This is a genomic window from Puniceicoccaceae bacterium, from assembly GCA_040224245.1.
Taxonomy (GTDB): domain Bacteria; phylum Verrucomicrobiota; class Verrucomicrobiia; order Opitutales; family JAFGAQ01; genus JAKSBQ01.
This window is the reverse complement of the sequence record JBEGIR010000077.1, coordinates 1-18678: the sequence shown is the minus strand read 5'-3', so window position 1 is coordinate 18678 and position 18678 is coordinate 1. Positions and strand designations below refer to the sequence as shown.

Below are 18678 nucleotides of genomic sequence, written 5' to 3'. Positions count from 1 at the left end.
GATGAGGTGACAGGCATTGCACTCATGTTTTGCAACGGGGAGCGATGCCCCACTGTCTTCCGCAAGGTGGTGCCCATCATGGCATCGAAAACATCCCGGCCAGTCCTTGTGTCCGATGTGTTCGGGGTAGTGAGACCAGTCAGCCTTCATCTCTGGGAAAAACGTCTGCGCGTAGATCGACTGGACTTCACTGATGAGCGACTCCAATTCGTCCGAACCGTCATAATAATCAGTCAATCCTTCACGAATCGCTTCAAAAGCTTCGGCCTTGCTCTCATACTCCATGGTCAACAAATCCACCACATTGAAGCGCAAATCCTCAAATCCCCGATCCAGTCTGCCCATGTAGATCGCCTGATCAACGGCATCGTTGGGAGTCGGAAAGATGTGCGCCGGACGATTGTGGCAATCCATGCAGTCCATCGTGCGGACCTGCGTTTCCAGTGGCTCCCCCTCATAGCCTTCCGAGCGGTACACCGTCACTTCCCCACTGGCATTGGTCACTCTCACCCACGGAATCTCCATGCGCTTATCGTCACTCGCAAAATACTCGACTCGATTTTCCGCGTTGGTATGCCAATGAATTCCACCCACCGGACCCGTGCTTGAATCACCACCGCCCACTTTAAGCAACATGCGAACAAAGAACGGAGTATTGTCGACGTCGGAAAGGTAGTGCACATACGTGCGGTCGAGGTTTCCCACAAACTTCTGCGGCCAGTGGCATTGCTCACACGTATCCTGGGCCGGACGCAAATTCAGAATTGGGGTCTCAATGGGTCGCTCATAAGTGTCTGCAAGCACGGCATATACTTGCCGCAATCCACTGATTTTTGACTTCACAAACCAGTCCACACCCGAACCAATATGGCATTCGACGCAGGCCACACGCGCATGGGGAGACTGCAGGTAGGTCACATACTCGGGTTCCATCACCGCATGACAGATTTCCCCGCAAAACATGACCGACTCCGTAAAATGGTAAGTGCGATAGCTTCCCAGCGCGCTCAGCATCAAAAAGGCCAGGCTGGACAGCGAGAATATCAGAATTTTCCGGCGATCCCTGGCGTTGGATAGATCCAATACCACGGTCAACGGTGCCTCAGAGGGGTCAATGCGAGCGAGATGTCGGCGGTGAATCCACCACCCGATCAGCATCAGGAACAAACCCAGAATGAGAAAGGCAGGCGAACCCAGATAGGTCAAAATACCCATGTAGGCATTGGCGTGCCCAGTCATGCTGTCGATGGCAAACAGCAATAAAAACGCAAAAACGCTGCCCGCCACAACCACGAGTCCGGCAAAGCTGATCCAGTTGTTCAGGGATGCAAAGCGACCGGATCGACGGCTTGTCATTCCACGATCTATATCGGTATCTTGCGGAGTCAGCATGGTAGTGGCGGGGATTTGCAGCAGCAGAGGGTTCTCTTTACATCAGCTCACTCACTCGCTTTCGCAAATGAGCGAACCAGCTCCACCAGAGCCTGCAGCTGCGCTTCACTGTAGTCGGGGTATGCGTCCATCACCGACTTTCCATCCGGCCCCATCACGCCGTCCCGAATCGCCACCATCGCCTCTTCGTCAGTAAACAGGGCCTGATCCTCCGCCTTCGTGTAGTCCTTGACCTTGAGCTTTTTACCAGCGGGGGTGGAACCGGAACCATCCGCAGCGTGGCATTTGCGACAGTTTTTCTTCCAGGTTCGATCCAGGTCGAATTCAAGGTCCTGGGCCTGGATTACAGAACTTGCACCGAGACCAAGGGTCAGCAGCGACAAAGGGATAAGGTATTTTTTCATGATGGTTTTTCTGGTTTGTCAGGATACGAATATTAAGGCGTTTAGAATTGCCGCTCCCAGCGACAGTAAACCACGTGGGCATCGTAGTCATTGCGACCACCCGTCGTCAGTTCACTCAGATCAAAATAGCCATACTGCAGGGAAACGGTTGTGAAATCATCGATTTTCTGGCGCCCAGTCAGCAGGATGGAACGTTGCTCATCCGTAAATCCGTAGGAAACGGCACCCGAGAGGTATTTCGAAAACCCCTGAGATTTGTACATGAATCCCCGGACCATCAGACTGCGCGTGGAGCTGAGCGTAAAGTTGGCACTGAGATCCGCCTGCCAGTAATCATTTTTTCCATCGGGAGCAATGGCAGGATTCAGGCCCTGAATGTCATCCGCAGGCGTCTTTACCCGATCCTTCACAAAACTTACACTGCCTTGCAGCAGCACCTTGTCGTTTGGCACCAGTGTAAAGGCTTGACTGTAGATCACGGTCTGCAGATCTCCAGAATCCACAAGCATCAGATCTGCTGCGCGCTGTGAAATTGTAGATTCCTGATAGTCCATGCGGCTGACCAGCGAGAGCTGCCGACTGGGTCGCCAGGTTACGCGGAGATTGAGATCCTGAGTGCTGAAATCCAGCTGCTCATAGTAAGCGGGGAATCGATCACCACCAACCGGAGCCGTCGGATCGATCCTGTGGTCAAAATCATTCTTCCCTTCTTTGTGATAGGCATTAAAAACAAAATTCAGGCCTGGTTGTGGATAATACTTCGCCGTTACCGAGACCTTTTGCTCACTTCGATCCCTGCGCGTTGAGCGGTCAAACAGGATTTCGGCGGTTTCAACATCCAAATCCGTTTCAGCGATGTCGCCTTCTCCTCGCGAACCCAAAAGCTCAGCACTGAGCACCCATTTCGGAAGACCACGATAGACCACCGCCAACTCGGCAGCTACATCATCCCAGTAACTGTCTCCAAAGGGCTGTAATTCGTGAAAACTGTCCACTCCACGACCATTTGCATTGGTTTCCAACACGTGAGCCAAACTCTCAGTATCATAGTTCTCCACACGCACGGAGGGAACAATCTGAAGGTTTTCCGAAGCACGAATCTCAAGATTGGCGTTCATCACCCATTGGCGGACCTGCGTCTCACCATCAAGATCCAAAAACCCGTGGTCTCGGTTTTGCCGCACAAAGTTGGGATCGAATACGGTTGAAAACTCACCATTGATCGTGCGGCTACCGTTCAGGATGGTATCCAATCGCGTGTAGGAAGTTCCCACATTGAGCCGCGTCTTCTCGTTGAATCGATAGCTCATCGAACCATGGCCGTTGAGCATGTCTGTCTCAAATTTCTCCCGGTGCACAAAATACCGGTCCGCACTTTGTTCAGGCTGACGGCGGAAATTCCGGGTATTGTCCTGTTCGTGCGTCTGCCACACACCCCCGACGTTCACCTCCAGTTGCTCGCTCTGGTGGTTGACATCCAGTTCCACCGAATGGATGCGTTCATCGATCTCGTAAAAGCCGGGAATGATCCCCAGATTGCGCCCGCCCGGGGTCGTGCCATCCGCCCAGGAACTGGTCCCCTTCTTTCCCTCCCGTGTCCGGTAGCGGTAGCGCAGGTCGAGCGATGTTCCCGCATCACCGACCCAATGGGCGGCTACCCAGAGTTCGGATCGGTCGAGGTGGAGTGACTCATCAAAATAAGAATAGGAATACCCGGTTGCCGGATCATAGCCACCCGTAGCATCATAGTAGGTGCGGGTCGATTTGTATCCCACTTCCAAAAACCCCAGATCCTCTTTCGTGATTCGCAGCTTTGCGAGATAGTCTCCGATACCGGGCAGGATTCTCCCCTGCACATCGAGCAACAATCCCTCGCCGTGTTCGCCGCGATAACGCAGCGATTCAAGTCCGCCCCAGAACTCTTCCCCGATGCGATTTCGTTTCGCAAACTGTGCATCGTCGCCGCTAACGGAAACCCCACCCAATCCAAGAATGACGTGGTTCGGATACTCTGCGTCGAATTCCCAAGCCTCCAAATCGTCCTGAGCTGCAAGCAGCGGAGCAATGCCAAACAGCAAGAGCAAGGGAAGGACCCTTCCCGTCCAGTGACATCCCTGTTGCACGGGAGTTCTGACAGCTGCGATTTCAATAAAATGGCGATTGGTATGCATGATTTCCTCGCTGTGGGGGTTAATAACGCAGGGATGAACTGATGTTGGAACCGTGCACGGCTTCGTGACAACCTGCCGTCCAGCAAGTGCCGCGAGGCAGGAAATTCGCATGATCGCGCCCACCAATCAGAATTTGACCCGAACTGGTCTGCTGCTGGAAGTGGCACTGCAGGCACAGCGACGCATTCGCTGATTTCAGCATCTTGTCGTTCACACTCCCGTGCGGACTGTGACAAACCGTGCAGCCATCCTGGGTGGCCTCATGGCGGAAAACGTAGTGATTTCCCTGAGCCTGATGACAGCTGATACAGGTATCACTGGCCGATGCCAACGCCATCCCGCCACCAGCAGATGCATCGCCATGTGGATCATGACAATTTGTGCAGCTCATGTTTCCGCTGTGCATATCGTGCCCGTAAGGCAAATGGAAGGAACCCCGCGTCTCAAGATGGCACTGAAAACACGCTTCTGCCGAATTCACAGGATTCACAATCGTGTTGGGCATGCCCCCACTTTCAGCATGCAGGCTTCCCGGTCCGTGACAGGCTTCACACCCCAGGTGCATCGATTCGTCGCCGTGTGCAATCAGTGTGCCGTGAGTGGACCACTCAAATCCCTCCACCAGATCCTCATGGCACATGGCACACTCCTGCATGCCAACAAACTCAGCACCTGCAATCCTGGGTGGAACCAGCACCGCATGGGGAACGGATACGCATGATGAAAAAATGATCGCAGCAACAACCGAAGTCAGCGACAGCAGTTTCTTGTGTCGTCCCGCCACAGCAACGAACTTGCCGAGCGTATCCTTGAAACAGGGTGCATGGGGTGCTTTCATAGTTGTCTTCAGGGGGTTGGAATTGCGTTCGGCAACAATAGGGCTATCGATCTGTTGAAATTTTACCAAGTTCCCGAAGACCCGTCTTGTAGATGAATGCCATATTTTGGTCTTATGGTGCTATACGGCTTCATTATTTTTACTAATACACAAAATTCCCATTTATTCTGCCGCAACTTCACCATACCCGTGCCTGATCAGCCCTTCAGCATGCCCACCCTTTCACATTTTCTGAAGCGGCAGTTCCAGCTCCCACCCCTGTCCCAAGGTAGCGGGAGCTTCCAGCTCGCGCCCCTGTCCCAAGGTAGCGGGAGCTTCCAGCTCGCGCCCCCCTACCTGTCAGCAGCTCCCAGCTCCCACACGACTTCAAACACAAGTTGCGATTTCAGATTGAATTTCCGAGACGGGCGAACTATGCACGTCCATGCCTATTCAATCGATTTGTGTCTACTGCGGCTCAAGTGCCGGAAAATCATCCGGCTTGAAATCCAGCGCCTTTGATTTTGGAGCACTTCTCGCCAAGCACGGCATCCGCCTCATCTACGGCGGCGGTGCCGTCGGTCTGATGGGAGCCGTCGCAGACGGGGCGCTCAGTGCGGGAGGAACTGTCGTAGGCGTCATCCCCAAGGCACTGATGGACAAAGAGTTGGGACACCCAAAGCTCCATGAACTGCACGTCGTATCGACCATGCACGAACGCAAGCTCAAGATGGCAGAACTCGCAGACGCTTTTGTCTCACTTCCCGGTGGCATTGGCACACTCGAAGAACTCTTCGAAACCTTCACCTGGAAACAACTTTCCTTTCACGAAAAGCCCTGCTCCATCCTCAACGTCGATGGTTTCTATGATGGGCTGCTGCAATTTTTACAGCACACCGTTCAGGCAGGCTATCTGAAACAAGATCACCTCGATGATCTCATCGTCGAGAGTCAACCTGATCGACTCATCGAACGCCTGCAAACGGCGCGTCATCGGCGCCTGGACAAGTGGATGTGATGCCACCTCGCAGGCTGACGACCGGGCTGCCATTCAACTTGCAGCAGCCCGGCAGTCTCGTTAAGAATCAGGATCGAAGCTGCGAACAGAATTCCCTGATGCGCTCGACGCCTTTTTCGATTACCTCATCTGAAGTGGCATAACTCAGGCGAATGTAGCCAGGTGCGCCAAAGCCCTCGCCCGGCACAACTGCCACTTCCTTTTCCTTGAGCAGACGTGTCGCAAATTCATTGGCACTCAATCCAAAATCCGATACATCCGGAAACAGGTAAAACGCACCCAACGCCTTCGGGCATCGAATGCCTTCAATCGACGAAAGCTCCCCATGCAGAAAACGTCGACGACGGTCAAATGCGGTCAGCATCACATCAATGGCCGCACGTGCTTCAGCGGGCTTTTGCAGGGCTGCCAATGCACCATACTGGGCGAAGGTGGTGGGATTCGAACTCGTCTGACTCTGCAGGTCTGCAATTGCCTTTGCCACCTTATCCGGTGCCACAAGGGTTCCCAGACGCCAACCTGTCATCGAATAGCTCTTGCTGAAGCCCGACGCAATCACGGTGCGGTTGAAAGCATCCTCATTAATGGATGCAACAGAGAAATGCCGCGCACCTTCATAGAGAAGATACTCGTAAATCTCATCGGACAGAATCCACAGATTGTGCTTCGCCGCGACTTCGTAGAGCGCACGAATTTCGGCCTCGGAATACACGGTTCCCGTTGGATTGGAGGGAGAATTCAAAATGACCACGCGGGATTTCGAAGTGATCACACTCTCCAATTGTGCAGGCGTGATCTTGAAATCCTGTTCCCCGCCTGCAAACACTTCAACCGGTGTGGCACCAGCGAGTTTGACCATCTCAGGGTAACTGACCCAGTACGGTGCCGGGATGATGACCTCATCGCCCGGACCCGCCAGCGCGAGGATGGCCAGGTAACAACTGAACTTTCCACCTGGACTCACAATCACGTTGCCCATCTTCACCCCATTGAGACCGTATTCGCGAACATACTTGTCCGCCAGCTCCTTGCGCAGCTCCGGAATCCCAGGGGCAGGCGTGTATTTGGTCTTGCCCGCTGCCAGCGCATCCACGCAGGCCTGCTTGATGAATTCAGGGGTGTCAAAATCGGGTTCTCCCGATCCAAATCCGCAGACATCCCGCCCTTCAGCCTTCATCGCTTTTGCAAGCGAATCCACAGCAAGTGTTGGGGATGGAGACACATTCAGGGCCCAGGGAGACAAGGTTAGTTCGTTCACGACAGAGTTGGGTTGCAGTTTAGGTTTCAGTCCATTGAACACCTGGGATGAGAACGCATTCCCTCCAACAGGCGCTTGAGGGCACAATGCAAGAACGCCTCACAAATTCAATCGTTTTTCGAGAACAGAGTGTGAATTCCTCGCTGACCTTTGTCACACCTCCACAGTGCAATTCCCAATTTCGCGACTCCGATTTCCTGTGCCAAATCACGACCAAAATGGGCATTGATTCCACGCTCATTTCCTGATGAGATTCTGCCGATTAGTCCTGTTCCCCAACGGGAATCCTTCTATCCTAAACCCAAAAAATCTGATGACTTCAAAATCCGCTTACCTGTTCCTTCGCATCAGCATGGGCATTTTCATGGCCTGCCATGGTCTCATGAAACTGCTCAGTGGCCCATCCTTCCTGCAGCAACTCGGTTCGATGCCGCCGTTTGTGCCCGATATTCCCGCGTTGCACACAGCACTCGGCGTCGTCGCCACCGCCATCGAACTGGTCGGAGGCATTCTGGTGGCCCTGGGCATCCAGCAAAGGCTCGCCTGCCTGTTGATTGTAACGGTCATGCTCTCCGCATTTTCGTATCATCTGCAACAGGTCACTGGCTTTACTTCACTGATGCAAAACACCTGGCCTCTCGAAATCGCGTGCGTCTTTGGTGCACTTGCGTTTCTGAAGAAGAGCTGATCAGCCTGCAGGGTGTCAGTTCCCCGACAAATCCAAACAGCTTTGTTTCGGGGAACGCACACCTCTCACTCTCGGCATCACGGAGCAGACAAAACCTCGATCTGCACAGGTGTCGGAAGCGGTGCCGCTTCGTCCAGATAAAAGCTCGGATGGGGCGGTTGGTTGTATGCCACATTCTGCCACGCCAGCGCGACGCGGTACTGCGGGTCTTGCAGCAACGTTACCATGCGATGCTCCGTGGGTACAGTGCTGGTGAAGATGCGCAACTCCCGGTTATCCCGGCTGCGCAGCACAAACTCTTCACGCCAATCACCCCATAAATCACCGGACCATGCAGGAGTTGCCTTGGTTCCATTGTTCGAGATGCTTCCATGCGCCGTGAACAGTCGATCCACAGATGCCGTCTGCCAGTTCCACTTCACGACAAAATTCTGATCGAGCAGTTCCCGTAGCAAATCCCCATCCCAGTAGATTCCGAAGTTAACCGGTAAATTCCCAGGTCGATCCAGCACGCGCTCACCCGCGATGTTGTAGAGTCCGGTCATGCCTGCCCCTGCTGCCCAGCTTTCGGCTCCGACCCAGCGCGGATCGATGTTAAATGCATTGCCTCTGCCCGGACCTTCACCGCGGTCCATCCCCGAGTCGGCAGCCTTCACCGATGGGATCGTGAACATTGCCTCACCACTCGCCCCTTCACGCACACTCATGCCTTGGGCATCAAAGCGCTCCTGTATCGTAAAAATCTCAATTCCCTCGCGGGTCGGGTCCAGATCTCCCACGTGTAGCGCATCGCCATGCCCCCAGCCCGTATTGTGCAGTCCCGAGCCGTCATCATCGAGCACCATCGCCCCGTAAATGATCTCTTGTCGCCCATCACCATCCACGTCGGCGACCGAGAGTTGATGGTTGCCCTGGCCTGCATAAGACGCCCATTCATCCCTCTCTGCTGTATCAAAGGTCCAGCGCGGGTGCAGTGTTCCATCCCGAAAATCCCAGGTTGCCACTACTGTTCGTGTGTAATAGCCGCGACACATGACCAGGCTTGGCACACGTCCGTCCAGATATGCCACTCCCGCCAAAAAACGATCCATGCGGTTTCCATATCCATCTCCCCACAATGACTGCATCTGCTCGGCACTGGGATTGTCAGTCCCCGGAAAACGACGTGGAATATAGGTCTTGGAGTCCAGTATTTCCCCCGTTCGACCGCTGAAGACCGTGAGCCACTCTGGCCCCTGAAGAATGTATCCATCAGCGTTCCGGTGGTCCGCATCAGGGTCTCCGATGACTTGCCCAAGACCATCTACAGTTCCATCAGCCGTTCGGCACGCCACTTCGGCACTTCCATCCCCATCGAGATCATACACGATGAACTGAGTGTAATGCGCACCCGCTCTGATATTAATTCCTAGATTGATCTGCCAAAGCAGGGTTCCGTCCAGTTTATAGGCCTGCAGGAAAACCGGATCCGTCACTCCTCTCCGGGAATTATCCTGAGCCCGGTTTTCCATCTTCACTACGATCTCGAACTGCCCGTCTCCATCGAGATCCGCCACTGAGGCATCATTGGCATGATAGCCTTCCGGAGTCTGCAGGGGAATCGAGTGATAGGGTCTCGGTTCCGATCCGGCCACAAAGGTGACCGGGCGGCTCGCTGGCATTTCCACTCCGTTCACAACGGCTCTCACATCATAATGGGTATCAAACTGCAGCGAGGGTTCACGATCCACAAACCAGGTAACCTCGCGAATGGGTTCTGCGTTCAGGCGAATGTCTCCGGACTGCGGATTCCCACTCGATGCAAATTCACCCCAGTCGCTGCTTTCGGTTACCTGGGTACGACGGTAAAGATTGAATGCAACGTTGGGTTCATCGGTGACCAGCAGACGCCAGCTCAAAAAAACCGACCCATCGGACTGTTGAATGCCCACCAGGCCGCGGTCCAGGTATTCCATCAACGGTACCGCACTGGCACTCAACGGAAGCAGCAACACCGCCAGGATGCGATGCATGAAAACCATTTGGCGGGAATAAAATAGGAGTAGGTTCATGGGTATCAACTGGGTTTAGGGTTCACCCCATCTTCTCCAATCCCATCGCTCAGCCGAGTATCATGCCCATCTGACAGTTCCAGACGACTGTCAGATTTTCACAGGGTTGCTCGATTAGCCGACTCAAGAATGATGCCTTCACATCATTTTCCCTGCTTCGAAACTACCCTGAAATACCCCATGAATGATTATATACCCCCCTATCGTTTGCTGCGCACTCTCAGCCTCGCAGTGATCATGTTCAACCTTCCCCTCAGCGCACAGCTCCGAGGCCCCGACGCAGCTCCAGGATTAGGACTCTGGCGTTCCCAGCCCGACTATGAAACTCCCTATCAGGTCGCCGATGTCGCTGAAATTCAGAATACCCTGGAACGCGTGACCCAGTATCTCGAATCGACCAGCCCCATTCGCTGGGTCGACCTTGACACCGGAAACCCCATCCCGGAAGGCAGTCTTGAAGTCGCACACCCCGGCCTGGAGTTCGGACTCTTTGCCCTGATCAGCTACGAATGGGGCGTCACCTACGCCGGTATGCTTCGCGCTGCTGAGGTCACTGGACAATCCATCTATCGCGACTATGTGCAACGTCGCTTTGAAGCGATTGAACGCATCGCTCACCACTATCTCGCCATGCCGGAGGATCAGCGCCCGCGTCGTTATTTGATCCGTGGACTGATCAACCCCCACAACCTCGACCAGTGCGGTTCCATGACTGCCGCACTGATCAAGGGTCAGCAAGCTGGTGTGGCTCAAAATCTTCTTCCCATCATCGAACCCGCAATCTCCTACATCCAGCAGGGTGAAAAACGTCTTGAAGACGGAACCTTCGCGCGGGACCGTCCGCTGCCTGACAGCCTCTGGCTGGATGACCTCTACATGAGCGTTCCCGCACTGGCACAATGGGCAGTGCACTCGGCAGACCATGCGGCATTGGATGATGCCTGCCAGCAGATGCTCGGCATGACTCAGCGCATGTTTGAAAAATCCACCGGACTCTATCGGCACGGCTGGGTAAAGGCGATGCAACCCCACCCAAGTTTCCCTTGGGGGCGTGCCAACGGATGGACCATCATGGCCATGACAGAATTGCTTTCCGTACTGCCAGAGGACCACGCCCAGCATGCGCGTCTGCTTGAAATCTATCGTGCCCACGTCCAGGGTATCGCCCGTCACCAGGGCATCAATGGATTCTGGCATCAACTGATGGACCGTCCTGAAACCTACGAGGAAACCTCAGCCACCGCCATGTTTGTCTTTGCGCTCGCACGCGGCATCAATCGCGGATGGCTCGATCCTTCTGCCTACGGTCCCGTCGCGACACTGGGCTGGCACGCAGTCAGTTCTGCCGTCGATGCTGAAGGCGCTGTCCAGGGAACCTGCGTGGGCACTGGCATGGCCTGGGATCCCGCCTTCTACGCCTATCGTCCGGTCAGTCCCCATGCCGCACATGGATATGGTCCCGTACTGCTCGCAGGTGCCGAAATGATCGCCATGATGAAGGAATTCGGTGAACTCGCCAGTTTCCACGACAGTGCCGTTCATTTTGGCGAAACGCCAAATTGGTAAACCGCGTGCACGGCTGCACTCCGTGCCTGGTCAGGGAGTTTTTCCTGTTCCGCGATCTTCCTTCGCGGTTTCCGGGGCCTCAGAGGGTGGTGTTTCGCCAGAACTTGGCTCTGCCCCATCCTTCAGTTCAGCCAACCACGCCGGGTGTTCCTCAAGCATCTCTTCTTCGGAAAGGTATCCCGTGAGCCACGACAGGTTCATCGGATACACATCCGGATTGAAGATCACAAAATAAAAGTGCCACACTACGATAGCGAGAGTTGCCAGTATGGCTTCATAGAAGTGAATCACGTGCGCAACATCAAATCCCACTTTGCCCACGAGATTGATTGTCATCTGATCCGCCCATAGCAGCACACCGGTGATACCCATCAGCACACTGCCCCAGATCATCGCCCAGTACTCCGTCTTCTCGATGTAGCTGAAGCGCGTAAATTCAGGTTTTTGAGCAGACAACCCAAGATTGTATCGAACGACCCCGATCATGTCCGTCAGATCCCTCAGCCTGGGGAGCAGGGCGTGGAACAGTTCGCGCCCCCGCCGTGTCAGCATGAGATACAGGACATGCCACGCACCCGCCGCCAGCAGGATGATTCCCGCAATCCGATGCGTCCAGCTGCGCCATTCAAAGACATGGGAATTGAGCTTGCGCAGGCCTTCCACCCACCAGGCTTCCGGGTAGCGCAGCATGAAGCCCGTGATGACCAGTACCACAAAACTTGACGCCAGCACCGCGTGCTGCACTCGCTCGTTCACCGTCATGCGCAGGTAGAGCCGATGGGGCACTTCCGTCGCTTTGATTCCATGCCGGTGTCCTTGCACCTTGCGATGTACTTTCCTCAAAAAATCGAGCAGGTTATGCAGCACCATACCACCGACAACTCCCACTATCAAAAACACGTAGAGCGTTGCCACCCATTGTGGGATCGACTCGCGCCCCGTGCCGATTTCACTCGGTCGCACGGGCTTGAGCGAGACGTGGACCTTGCCCATGGCATACAACTCCGACGCCTTTGGATGACAACTGCCACAGGTTGCTGCCAGATTGGATTTGTGAACCATCGACGCAGGATCAGAGGAGGGAAGAATGGTATGATAGCCATGGCAACTGGCGCAGTTCACCACTTCCACTGCCCCACCACGCATCGAAAGCCCATGATAACTGTCGGCAAAAGTATCAAAGCGATCACTCGAAATCCCATACTTGCGCGAGAGGCGAACCGACCCATGACAATCCCCACAAAGCTGCTGGGATACATTGCGCGGGGCAACCGGAGATATGGGGTCATCAGCGTGCAGGATGAGGTGCTCTCCATGACAATCGGTGCAGGCTGGGGAATCCGTATTGCCGACAAGCAGGGCTTTGGCATGCACGCTCTGTGAAAATGCATCGGCAACCTCACCGTGGCACTGCTGACAGGTGTCCACAATGTGCAGCTTGTTCACGTCCGAATCCTGGTTCATCGCCGCCTTCATGCGGTGACTGCCATGACAGTCGACACAGCTGGCAGCGTCCGCATTTCCTGCTTCAAGCGCGCTGCCGTGCACGCTTTCGATCCACTGGGAGATCCAGGTTTGTCCATCCAGATGCAGGTGCCCCCCATCGGTTTCGAGGTTCACATGGCAATCGATGCACTGGCGTGACTGCACTTGCTTGAGTTCGAGCATCGGAATGCCCCCGTTCACCACATCCGTGCGATGACAGGAAAGGCAATCCGGTGCGCTACCGGATGCAGTCATGTGAGCCGACTCCACAAACTCTCCGGCCTCGGCTTCATGGCACTGTGCACAGGATTCAACCATTGCCCTGCCATGAAACGCAAAGCGCTCATCGTCCACAGGCACAATAGCGTGAGAACCATGACACCCCACACAGGCAAGGTCGGGTGAACTGAAATCCGGTGTCTCCAGCGCAAAATTCGGGTGAAAGGGATGTGCCTCCGCCAGCTCCTCAGTATCGTCGTGACACAACATGCAGTTCACACGCACTGGTTGTTCCGCATGGGGAATCGAGTCCGGGTCGTAGCCTTCGTGGCAATCAACGCAACTCCATAAATCGTGCACGGATTCCGCAATCACTTGGGGTTCCACAAACAGGAGAACGTCCATTCCGTCGCGTTCCATCTCGAGTTCGGGATCGATGTGGCACTCCATGCATGTGGCATCCGGGACCGCAGAGCCTTCATGCAGCAAAATCCCATGCCCAACCATCAGAATTGCCAAAATCCTGAGGCCTTGCCAGCGCAGGCGTTTCGAAAGGGTCATAAGCAGAAGTGGGGTTGTGTATGAAACTCTCTAACACTCCACTTCCTTTGGATCAATCAATTAGTAATACTTATAATAATAGGTTTTGATAAATAAGACAAACTAATCATCGGAATTACAATTACTCAGTATATCCCAGCATGTTTTCAGTAACAAAAAAATCCCGGTCGAATAAACCGGGATTTCAGAAAGATGTGACGGTGGTGATTCCACCTTCTCAGTGACGCGGCATTTCCATCCAGCCATCTCCCACTGAGACTTTGAGCACTCCGCGTGATTCCAGTTCGGAGAAATCTGCCAGCACATCGGTGGTTTTCGCAAAGAACCGGGTCTCCGATTCCGCATACATCGTCAAAACCGCACCAGCCATTTTCAACGTCAGGCGCCCATGCGAATCGCGAAGCACTTCGACTCCATCGCCCCAATCTTTGCTGTAGTTACCCACATATTTGTCCAATATCGCATCGGAAAGATAGAACTCCGGCTTGTCTTTCGGACCCAATTCGCGCACCCAGATGTTACGGTAACGCACCGGATTTCCATGATCCTGCAATGCAATCGGCAGCTTTTCAGGATGAGCCACGTAGGGAGGACGTCCAATCCAGGCGGTGGGTCCCGTGAGTGCCACATCATTCTGCGTCAGCACTCCATTGTGAAATACCGTCAGTCGCGCAGGTGACTTGAGTTCGCCATTGGCCTTGAACCGCGGTGCAGTGTAGAGGATGTCGTAGGTTTGCCATTCTCCCGGACCCTTGCTCGCGTTGACCAGCGGCGCGTATTGTCCGTAGACAGAACTGGCCGAACCATCCGCATAGGTTGCGTTGTTGTATGAATCCAGCACCTGCACCTCATACTGGGTCAGCCCAAAAAACACTCCGCTGTTGCCGCGCCCCTGACTGCTGCCAGGTGAGTCCGTCGGAGTCGCCCACTCGATGTGCAACTGACAGTCACCAAAGCTTTGAAGTGTGCGAATGTAGCCACTATCGGGGACACATTCCAATGCACCATCTCGAATGACCCATTCTGTCGGTGCACCCTCCATGTCCACCCAGGCGTTCAGGTCGTTGCCATCAAAGAGTACCACTGCATCCGAGGGAGCCGTGCCCACCTGGTTTTGCGTTGAAACAGTCCCGGGAGTGATCACTTCCGGAGCGGCCTGATTGCGATCATGGGACATGGTGGTGAGTTCCGGAACCTTTCCCGCATGCAGTGCGGTGAGCAAAGACAGCAGCACACAGAGCACCGCTGATCGACGAAGGGTAAGAAACCGTGGGGGGTAACAGTGAGTCATCATACCTCCATTCTGGTTGGGTTCGCAAAAAGGTCAAGTGATGCAGCTGCGCCAGCTTCTGCAATCCTTGTGCAGAATCCTCCAACCGCTTTGGGCTGCATTCGCATGAATTACAGCCTGATCACAAGCATTGCTTGGCATTGCAGTTGCACTGCATTTTCGATCCCTTCTGTCTGTGAGCTGCCATACTCTCAGAAGCACCGTGGCAGGTGTAAACACGATTGCGTCAATGGCTTCAGAGACGGGTTGCCAGCTCAACTTGAACTGGCATCTGGTTCCACCAGTGACATGCTGCGCCACTTGCCCGAATACCAGCGCTGCAGGTTGATCAGTGCACGCACAAACTCATCAGCCGCAAAACAAGCCCACATGCCCACAATGGTGAGCGTCCAGGCCCGATCAATCGCAAATATCACTGGCAGGATGCCCCAGATGAAAATCAACCCTACAACCATCGGATAGCGCGTGTCCCCTACCGAGCGTAGGCAGTGACCCGAGAGGATATTCACCATGCGGGAAGGTTCGGTAATCAGGGAGATCAGGAGCAATTGCTTGCAGGTCGCGCGGATTTCAGTGTCCTCCGTGAAGATGCGCAGGATGTCATACGCATTCGCCCAGATTAAGGTCATGTAAATCAAGGCCGTACCAGTCGAAATGCCCAGAATGCGCCAGAACAAGCGATTGATGGATTCTGTTCTCCCCGCCCCCATCCAGTGGGCCATGAGAATCTGCGCGGCGGAGGCGAGTGAAAAGCAAAGCACGATGTGGGGCATGTGAAGGCGTCCGGCAAAGGCGTTGGATGCCATCGCCTGCACTCCCATGCTGATCACGAAGGTCGACAAAATGATCTGTTGGCAAGCATAGCTCGTGGGTTCTACCACGTTGGGAATGCCTACACGCATCATTGGGCGCATCACACTCCACATGTCAGCAAGCGCACCGTTGAGGTAAAACCGAATCCCGAGTTTCCCGTGAACCAGCAGAATACCGACCACCATTGAGAGCGATGTCGCGATCACCGTACTGCCGACAATGCCCACAATGCCCCAGCCAAGTCCAAATACAAACCACGTGTTCAGCGCGATGTTGCTCACTCCCGAGATCAGGGAAACCACCATGATCCACTGCGTCAGCCCGCGGGATGACAGCACCGCATTGTAGGCTGCCATGACTGCCATCACCACAAAATAGAGACTCATGCAGCCCAGATAGAGTGAACTGACTACATTCTGCTCAGCGTTCAACCCCATCCATTCCCCGATTTTTGAGCGCAGCAGAAACATGCTCATGGCCACAAACAACCCCAAAAAACAACTGAGCGCCAGATTCATCATGTAGGTGGGAATCACCTTTTCATATCGCCGCGCTCCCATGAATTGGGAAGCCACCGAAATGCCTGTACCCGCAAAGACCGGGATGATGAATGACCCCAGCCATGTCACCGGAAGAATTTGACCCACAATGCCGGCAATCTCGTCGCTGAGGTAACTCAGGAATACAAAATCCACAAACAGGACCACACTGCCGGTTGCATGCTGCAGAAAAATCGGCCAGCTCAACCGAAACATGTTTTCCGTGCGAAGCGTATGGGTGTTGTTCATGCGATTACGGATTCATGCTGTCAGATTCTGTCGATCACCCAAAGCACGTTTCCATTCTATCAAAATACCAGGCAGATGAATCCGCCCGGATGCATTCCCTGCACCGCTGGGCGAGAAGCAGGTTCAAGCGGCAGAGGAATCGCTGTCACACATCAGAGATCCACGGGAATTTCGTTCACGAGGATTTGATCCAGGGTTTGGCGCTTGCGGATCAGGACCACCGAACCATCGCATCGCACCATGACTTCCGGAGCCTCTGGAAACGAATTGTAGTTCTTCGCGGGCATGGCCGCACAGTAGGCTCCTGCATCCTCGATCATGAGCAAGTCCCCAATTCCGGCAAGTGGTAGCAGTCGCGGCGCAAGGGTTTCGGCATCGCCGGGAGCTACGGTCAGCACATCGCCCGATTCGCAGCAATGCCCAACGATCGCATACGAGCGGGTCGCGTCACGCGGTTGCTCCTGGAAGAGGCGAAACCCGTGCTGCGCACCATACAGTGAGGGTCGCAGAATCTCGGTCATGCCAGCGTCGAGCTTCAAGAACGTGAATCCTTCGCTTCCCGTGTCCACAATGTCCTGCACGCGACTGAGAATTCCACCGATGTTCGCCGCAAGAAAATTTCCGGGTTCAATCTCCAGATGCAGCTTGCGCCCAGTCCGGGCATGAACCTGTTCCAGTGCCCGCTGCACTGCTTCCCCGACGATCTGAAGGTCCGACGCCTTCTCATTTGGCATGCGCGCAATTTTGAATCCTCCTCCCAGGTCAACCGTTGTCACATCGGGAAATTGATCCACCGCTTTCAAGCTCTCTGTTGCGGTCTGAAACCACAGATCCGGATCCCCGCCCGTGCCCACATGCGTGTGAATGCGAACGACCTTGAGTCCATGGCGAGCGGCAATGTCGCGAATCTGCGGTATGTGCTCGTGCCAGATTCCAAAACTCGCCGCCAATCCACCCGTGCTCAAACGATTGTTCAGCCCTGATCCTTTTCCCGGATTCAGTCGAATCCCAACATCGCCTCCCGGAAACGCCTGCGCAAACCGCTCGAGCTGATCGAGCGAACAACAGTTCACCTCGACTCCTTGCTTCACCAGATCTGCAAAATCAAGTGGCAATTCCTGAGTGCTCAGTGAGATGCGCTGCGGCTCAATTCCAACCTGGATTGCCCGTTTCACCTCCCATGCACTCGATGCATCAAAATGCAGACCCAGCTTCTGCATCAGTCGCAGCACTGTCGCCGACGGATTGGCTTTCATGGCATAGCGCACCGTCAGCCCAAAGGCATTTGGAAAAGCAAGGCAACCTGCCACATTGTCCCGAATTTTCTGCTCGGAGTACACATAGGTCGGAGTACCATGATCGCGCGCGATCGCGCGTGCCTGCTCAGGTGATAGCCAGCTGCTTGAACTTGTGATCATAAGCGATTCAAGCTGCCGAGCAACGCCATCAAGTCAAGCGTGGATACTGCTCTGGCAAAGCGTGATCGGGTTTCAATCGAGTTCGCATTGCCATTTTGAAAACAACTTGCAAGACTCCACATCCCGAATTTGTGAAACCCTGAGGAGGAGACCGATCCATGAAACAAGTTGCAGTCCTATTGTCCGGTTGCGGAGTCTATGACGGTTCTGAAATCCAGGAAGCCGTGCTCACGCTGCTCTATCTCGATCAACTCGGTGCCAGCGTGCGCTGTTTTGCGCCAGACCGCGAACAGGCCCACGTCATCAATCATCAAAGCGGTGATGTCGCCAAGGGGGAAAAGCGAAACGTGCTCGTCGAGGCCGCGCGCATTTGCCGTGGCAAGATCGAAGATCTCGCGACTCTGCAGGCTAACGATTTTGACGCACTGCTGCTACCGGGCGGATTCGGAGCCGCCAAAAACCTCTGCTCCTTCGCCTTCGACGGAGCAAACCTGAAGATTGAACCGTCAGTGCAGCGCGTGCTGAAAGACTTCCATGCCCAGAAAAAACCTATCGGCATACTCTGCATCGCTCCTGTGATTGCTGCCAAGGTGCTCGGAGCATCCGTCACCATCGGAGAGGATGCAGAGGTCGCAGATGCCATCAAAGCCATCGGCGGTTCTCATGTGAAGCGTCCGGTCAATGACATCCATATCGACCCCGACCACAATGTCGTGAGCGCTCCCGCCTACATGTATG

At 54.5% G+C, this 18678-nt stretch carries 14 protein-coding genes; 4 read left to right on the top strand and 10 right to left on the bottom strand.

From position 1 onward, the window contains the following. The 4 genes from ABQ298_13600 to ABQ298_13585 all read right to left on the bottom strand — a co-directional run. Positions 1-1392: NapC/NirT family cytochrome c (locus tag ABQ298_13600; protein MEQ9825414.1), on the bottom strand; the 1392-nt coding region annotated here is incomplete at its 3' end. Positions 1393-1439: 47 nt separating this feature from the next. Next, positions 1440-1796: a cytochrome c gene (locus tag ABQ298_13595; protein MEQ9825413.1), complete on the bottom strand. Its 357-nt coding sequence runs from the start codon at positions 1794-1796 to the stop codon at positions 1440-1442. A gap of 41 nt (positions 1797-1837) precedes the next feature. Next, positions 1838-3967, bottom strand: coding sequence for a hypothetical protein (locus tag ABQ298_13590; protein MEQ9825412.1), 2130 nt, complete (start codon positions 3965-3967; stop codon positions 1838-1840). A 19-nt stretch (positions 3968-3986) separates the two neighbouring features. Further along, positions 3987-4805, bottom strand: a complete 819-nt coding sequence (locus tag ABQ298_13585) for a cytochrome c3 family protein (GenBank protein MEQ9825411.1) — start codon at positions 4803-4805, stop codon at positions 3987-3989. A gap of 424 nt (positions 4806-5229) precedes the next feature. Between ABQ298_13585 and ABQ298_13580 the strand changes: the two genes are divergently transcribed. Next, entirely contained in the window at positions 5230-5802 is a 573-nt protein-coding gene (locus ABQ298_13580; GenBank protein MEQ9825410.1) for a TIGR00730 family Rossman fold protein, read from the top strand. Between the two features lie 67 nt (positions 5803-5869). On the opposite strand, the gene ABQ298_13575 is transcribed toward ABQ298_13580, so the two are convergent. After that, on the bottom strand, positions 5870-7060 hold the full coding sequence (locus ABQ298_13575) for a pyridoxal phosphate-dependent aminotransferase (GenBank protein MEQ9825409.1): 1191 nt from the start codon (positions 7058-7060) through the stop codon (positions 5870-5872). A gap of 313 nt (positions 7061-7373) precedes the next feature. Here ABQ298_13575 and ABQ298_13570 point away from each other — a divergent pair, with 313 nt between their 5' ends. Then, on the top strand, positions 7374-7748 hold the full coding sequence (locus tag ABQ298_13570) for a DoxX family protein (GenBank protein MEQ9825408.1): 375 nt from the start codon (positions 7374-7376) through the stop codon (positions 7746-7748). Positions 7749-7825: 77 nt separating this feature from the next. Here ABQ298_13570 and ABQ298_13565 read toward each other — a convergent pair whose 3' ends face one another. Continuing rightward, entirely contained in the window at positions 7826-9799 is a 1974-nt protein-coding gene (locus ABQ298_13565) for a rhamnogalacturonan lyase (GenBank protein MEQ9825407.1), read from the bottom strand. A gap of 180 nt (positions 9800-9979) precedes the next feature. On the opposite strand from ABQ298_13565, the gene ABQ298_13560 reads away from it, so the two are divergent. After that, positions 9980-11365 carry a glycoside hydrolase family 88 protein gene (locus ABQ298_13560; protein MEQ9825406.1) on the top strand — a complete coding sequence of 462 codons (1386 nt, stop codon included), beginning with the start codon at positions 9980-9982 and terminating at the stop codon, positions 11363-11365. 30 nt (positions 11366-11395) lie between these two features. Here the strand turns inward: ABQ298_13560 and ABQ298_13555 are convergent, their stop codons facing one another. The 4 genes from ABQ298_13555 to ABQ298_13540 form a co-directional block, all read right to left on the bottom strand. Next, complete coding sequence (locus ABQ298_13555) at positions 11396-13519, bottom strand: cytochrome c3 family protein (GenBank protein ID MEQ9825405.1); 2124 nt, start codon at positions 13517-13519, stop codon at positions 11396-11398. 328 nt (positions 13520-13847) lie between these two features. Then, positions 13848-14924: a DUF1080 domain-containing protein gene (locus ABQ298_13550; protein MEQ9825404.1), complete on the bottom strand. Its 1077-nt coding sequence runs from the start codon at positions 14922-14924 to the stop codon at positions 13848-13850. Positions 14925-15175: 251 nt separating this feature from the next. Then, positions 15176-16522, bottom strand: coding sequence for an MATE family efflux transporter (locus ABQ298_13545; GenBank protein MEQ9825403.1), 1347 nt, complete (start codon positions 16520-16522; stop codon positions 15176-15178). A gap of 152 nt (positions 16523-16674) precedes the next feature. After that, complete coding sequence (locus ABQ298_13540; protein MEQ9825402.1) at positions 16675-17940, bottom strand: diaminopimelate decarboxylase; 1266 nt, start codon at positions 17938-17940, stop codon at positions 16675-16677. A gap of 158 nt (positions 17941-18098) precedes the next feature. On the opposite strand from ABQ298_13540, the gene elbB reads away from it, so the two are divergent. Continuing rightward, positions 18099-18678 (top strand): isoprenoid biosynthesis glyoxalase ElbB (gene elbB, locus ABQ298_13535; GenBank protein MEQ9825401.1); only part of this gene is annotated, 580 nt, incomplete at its 3' end.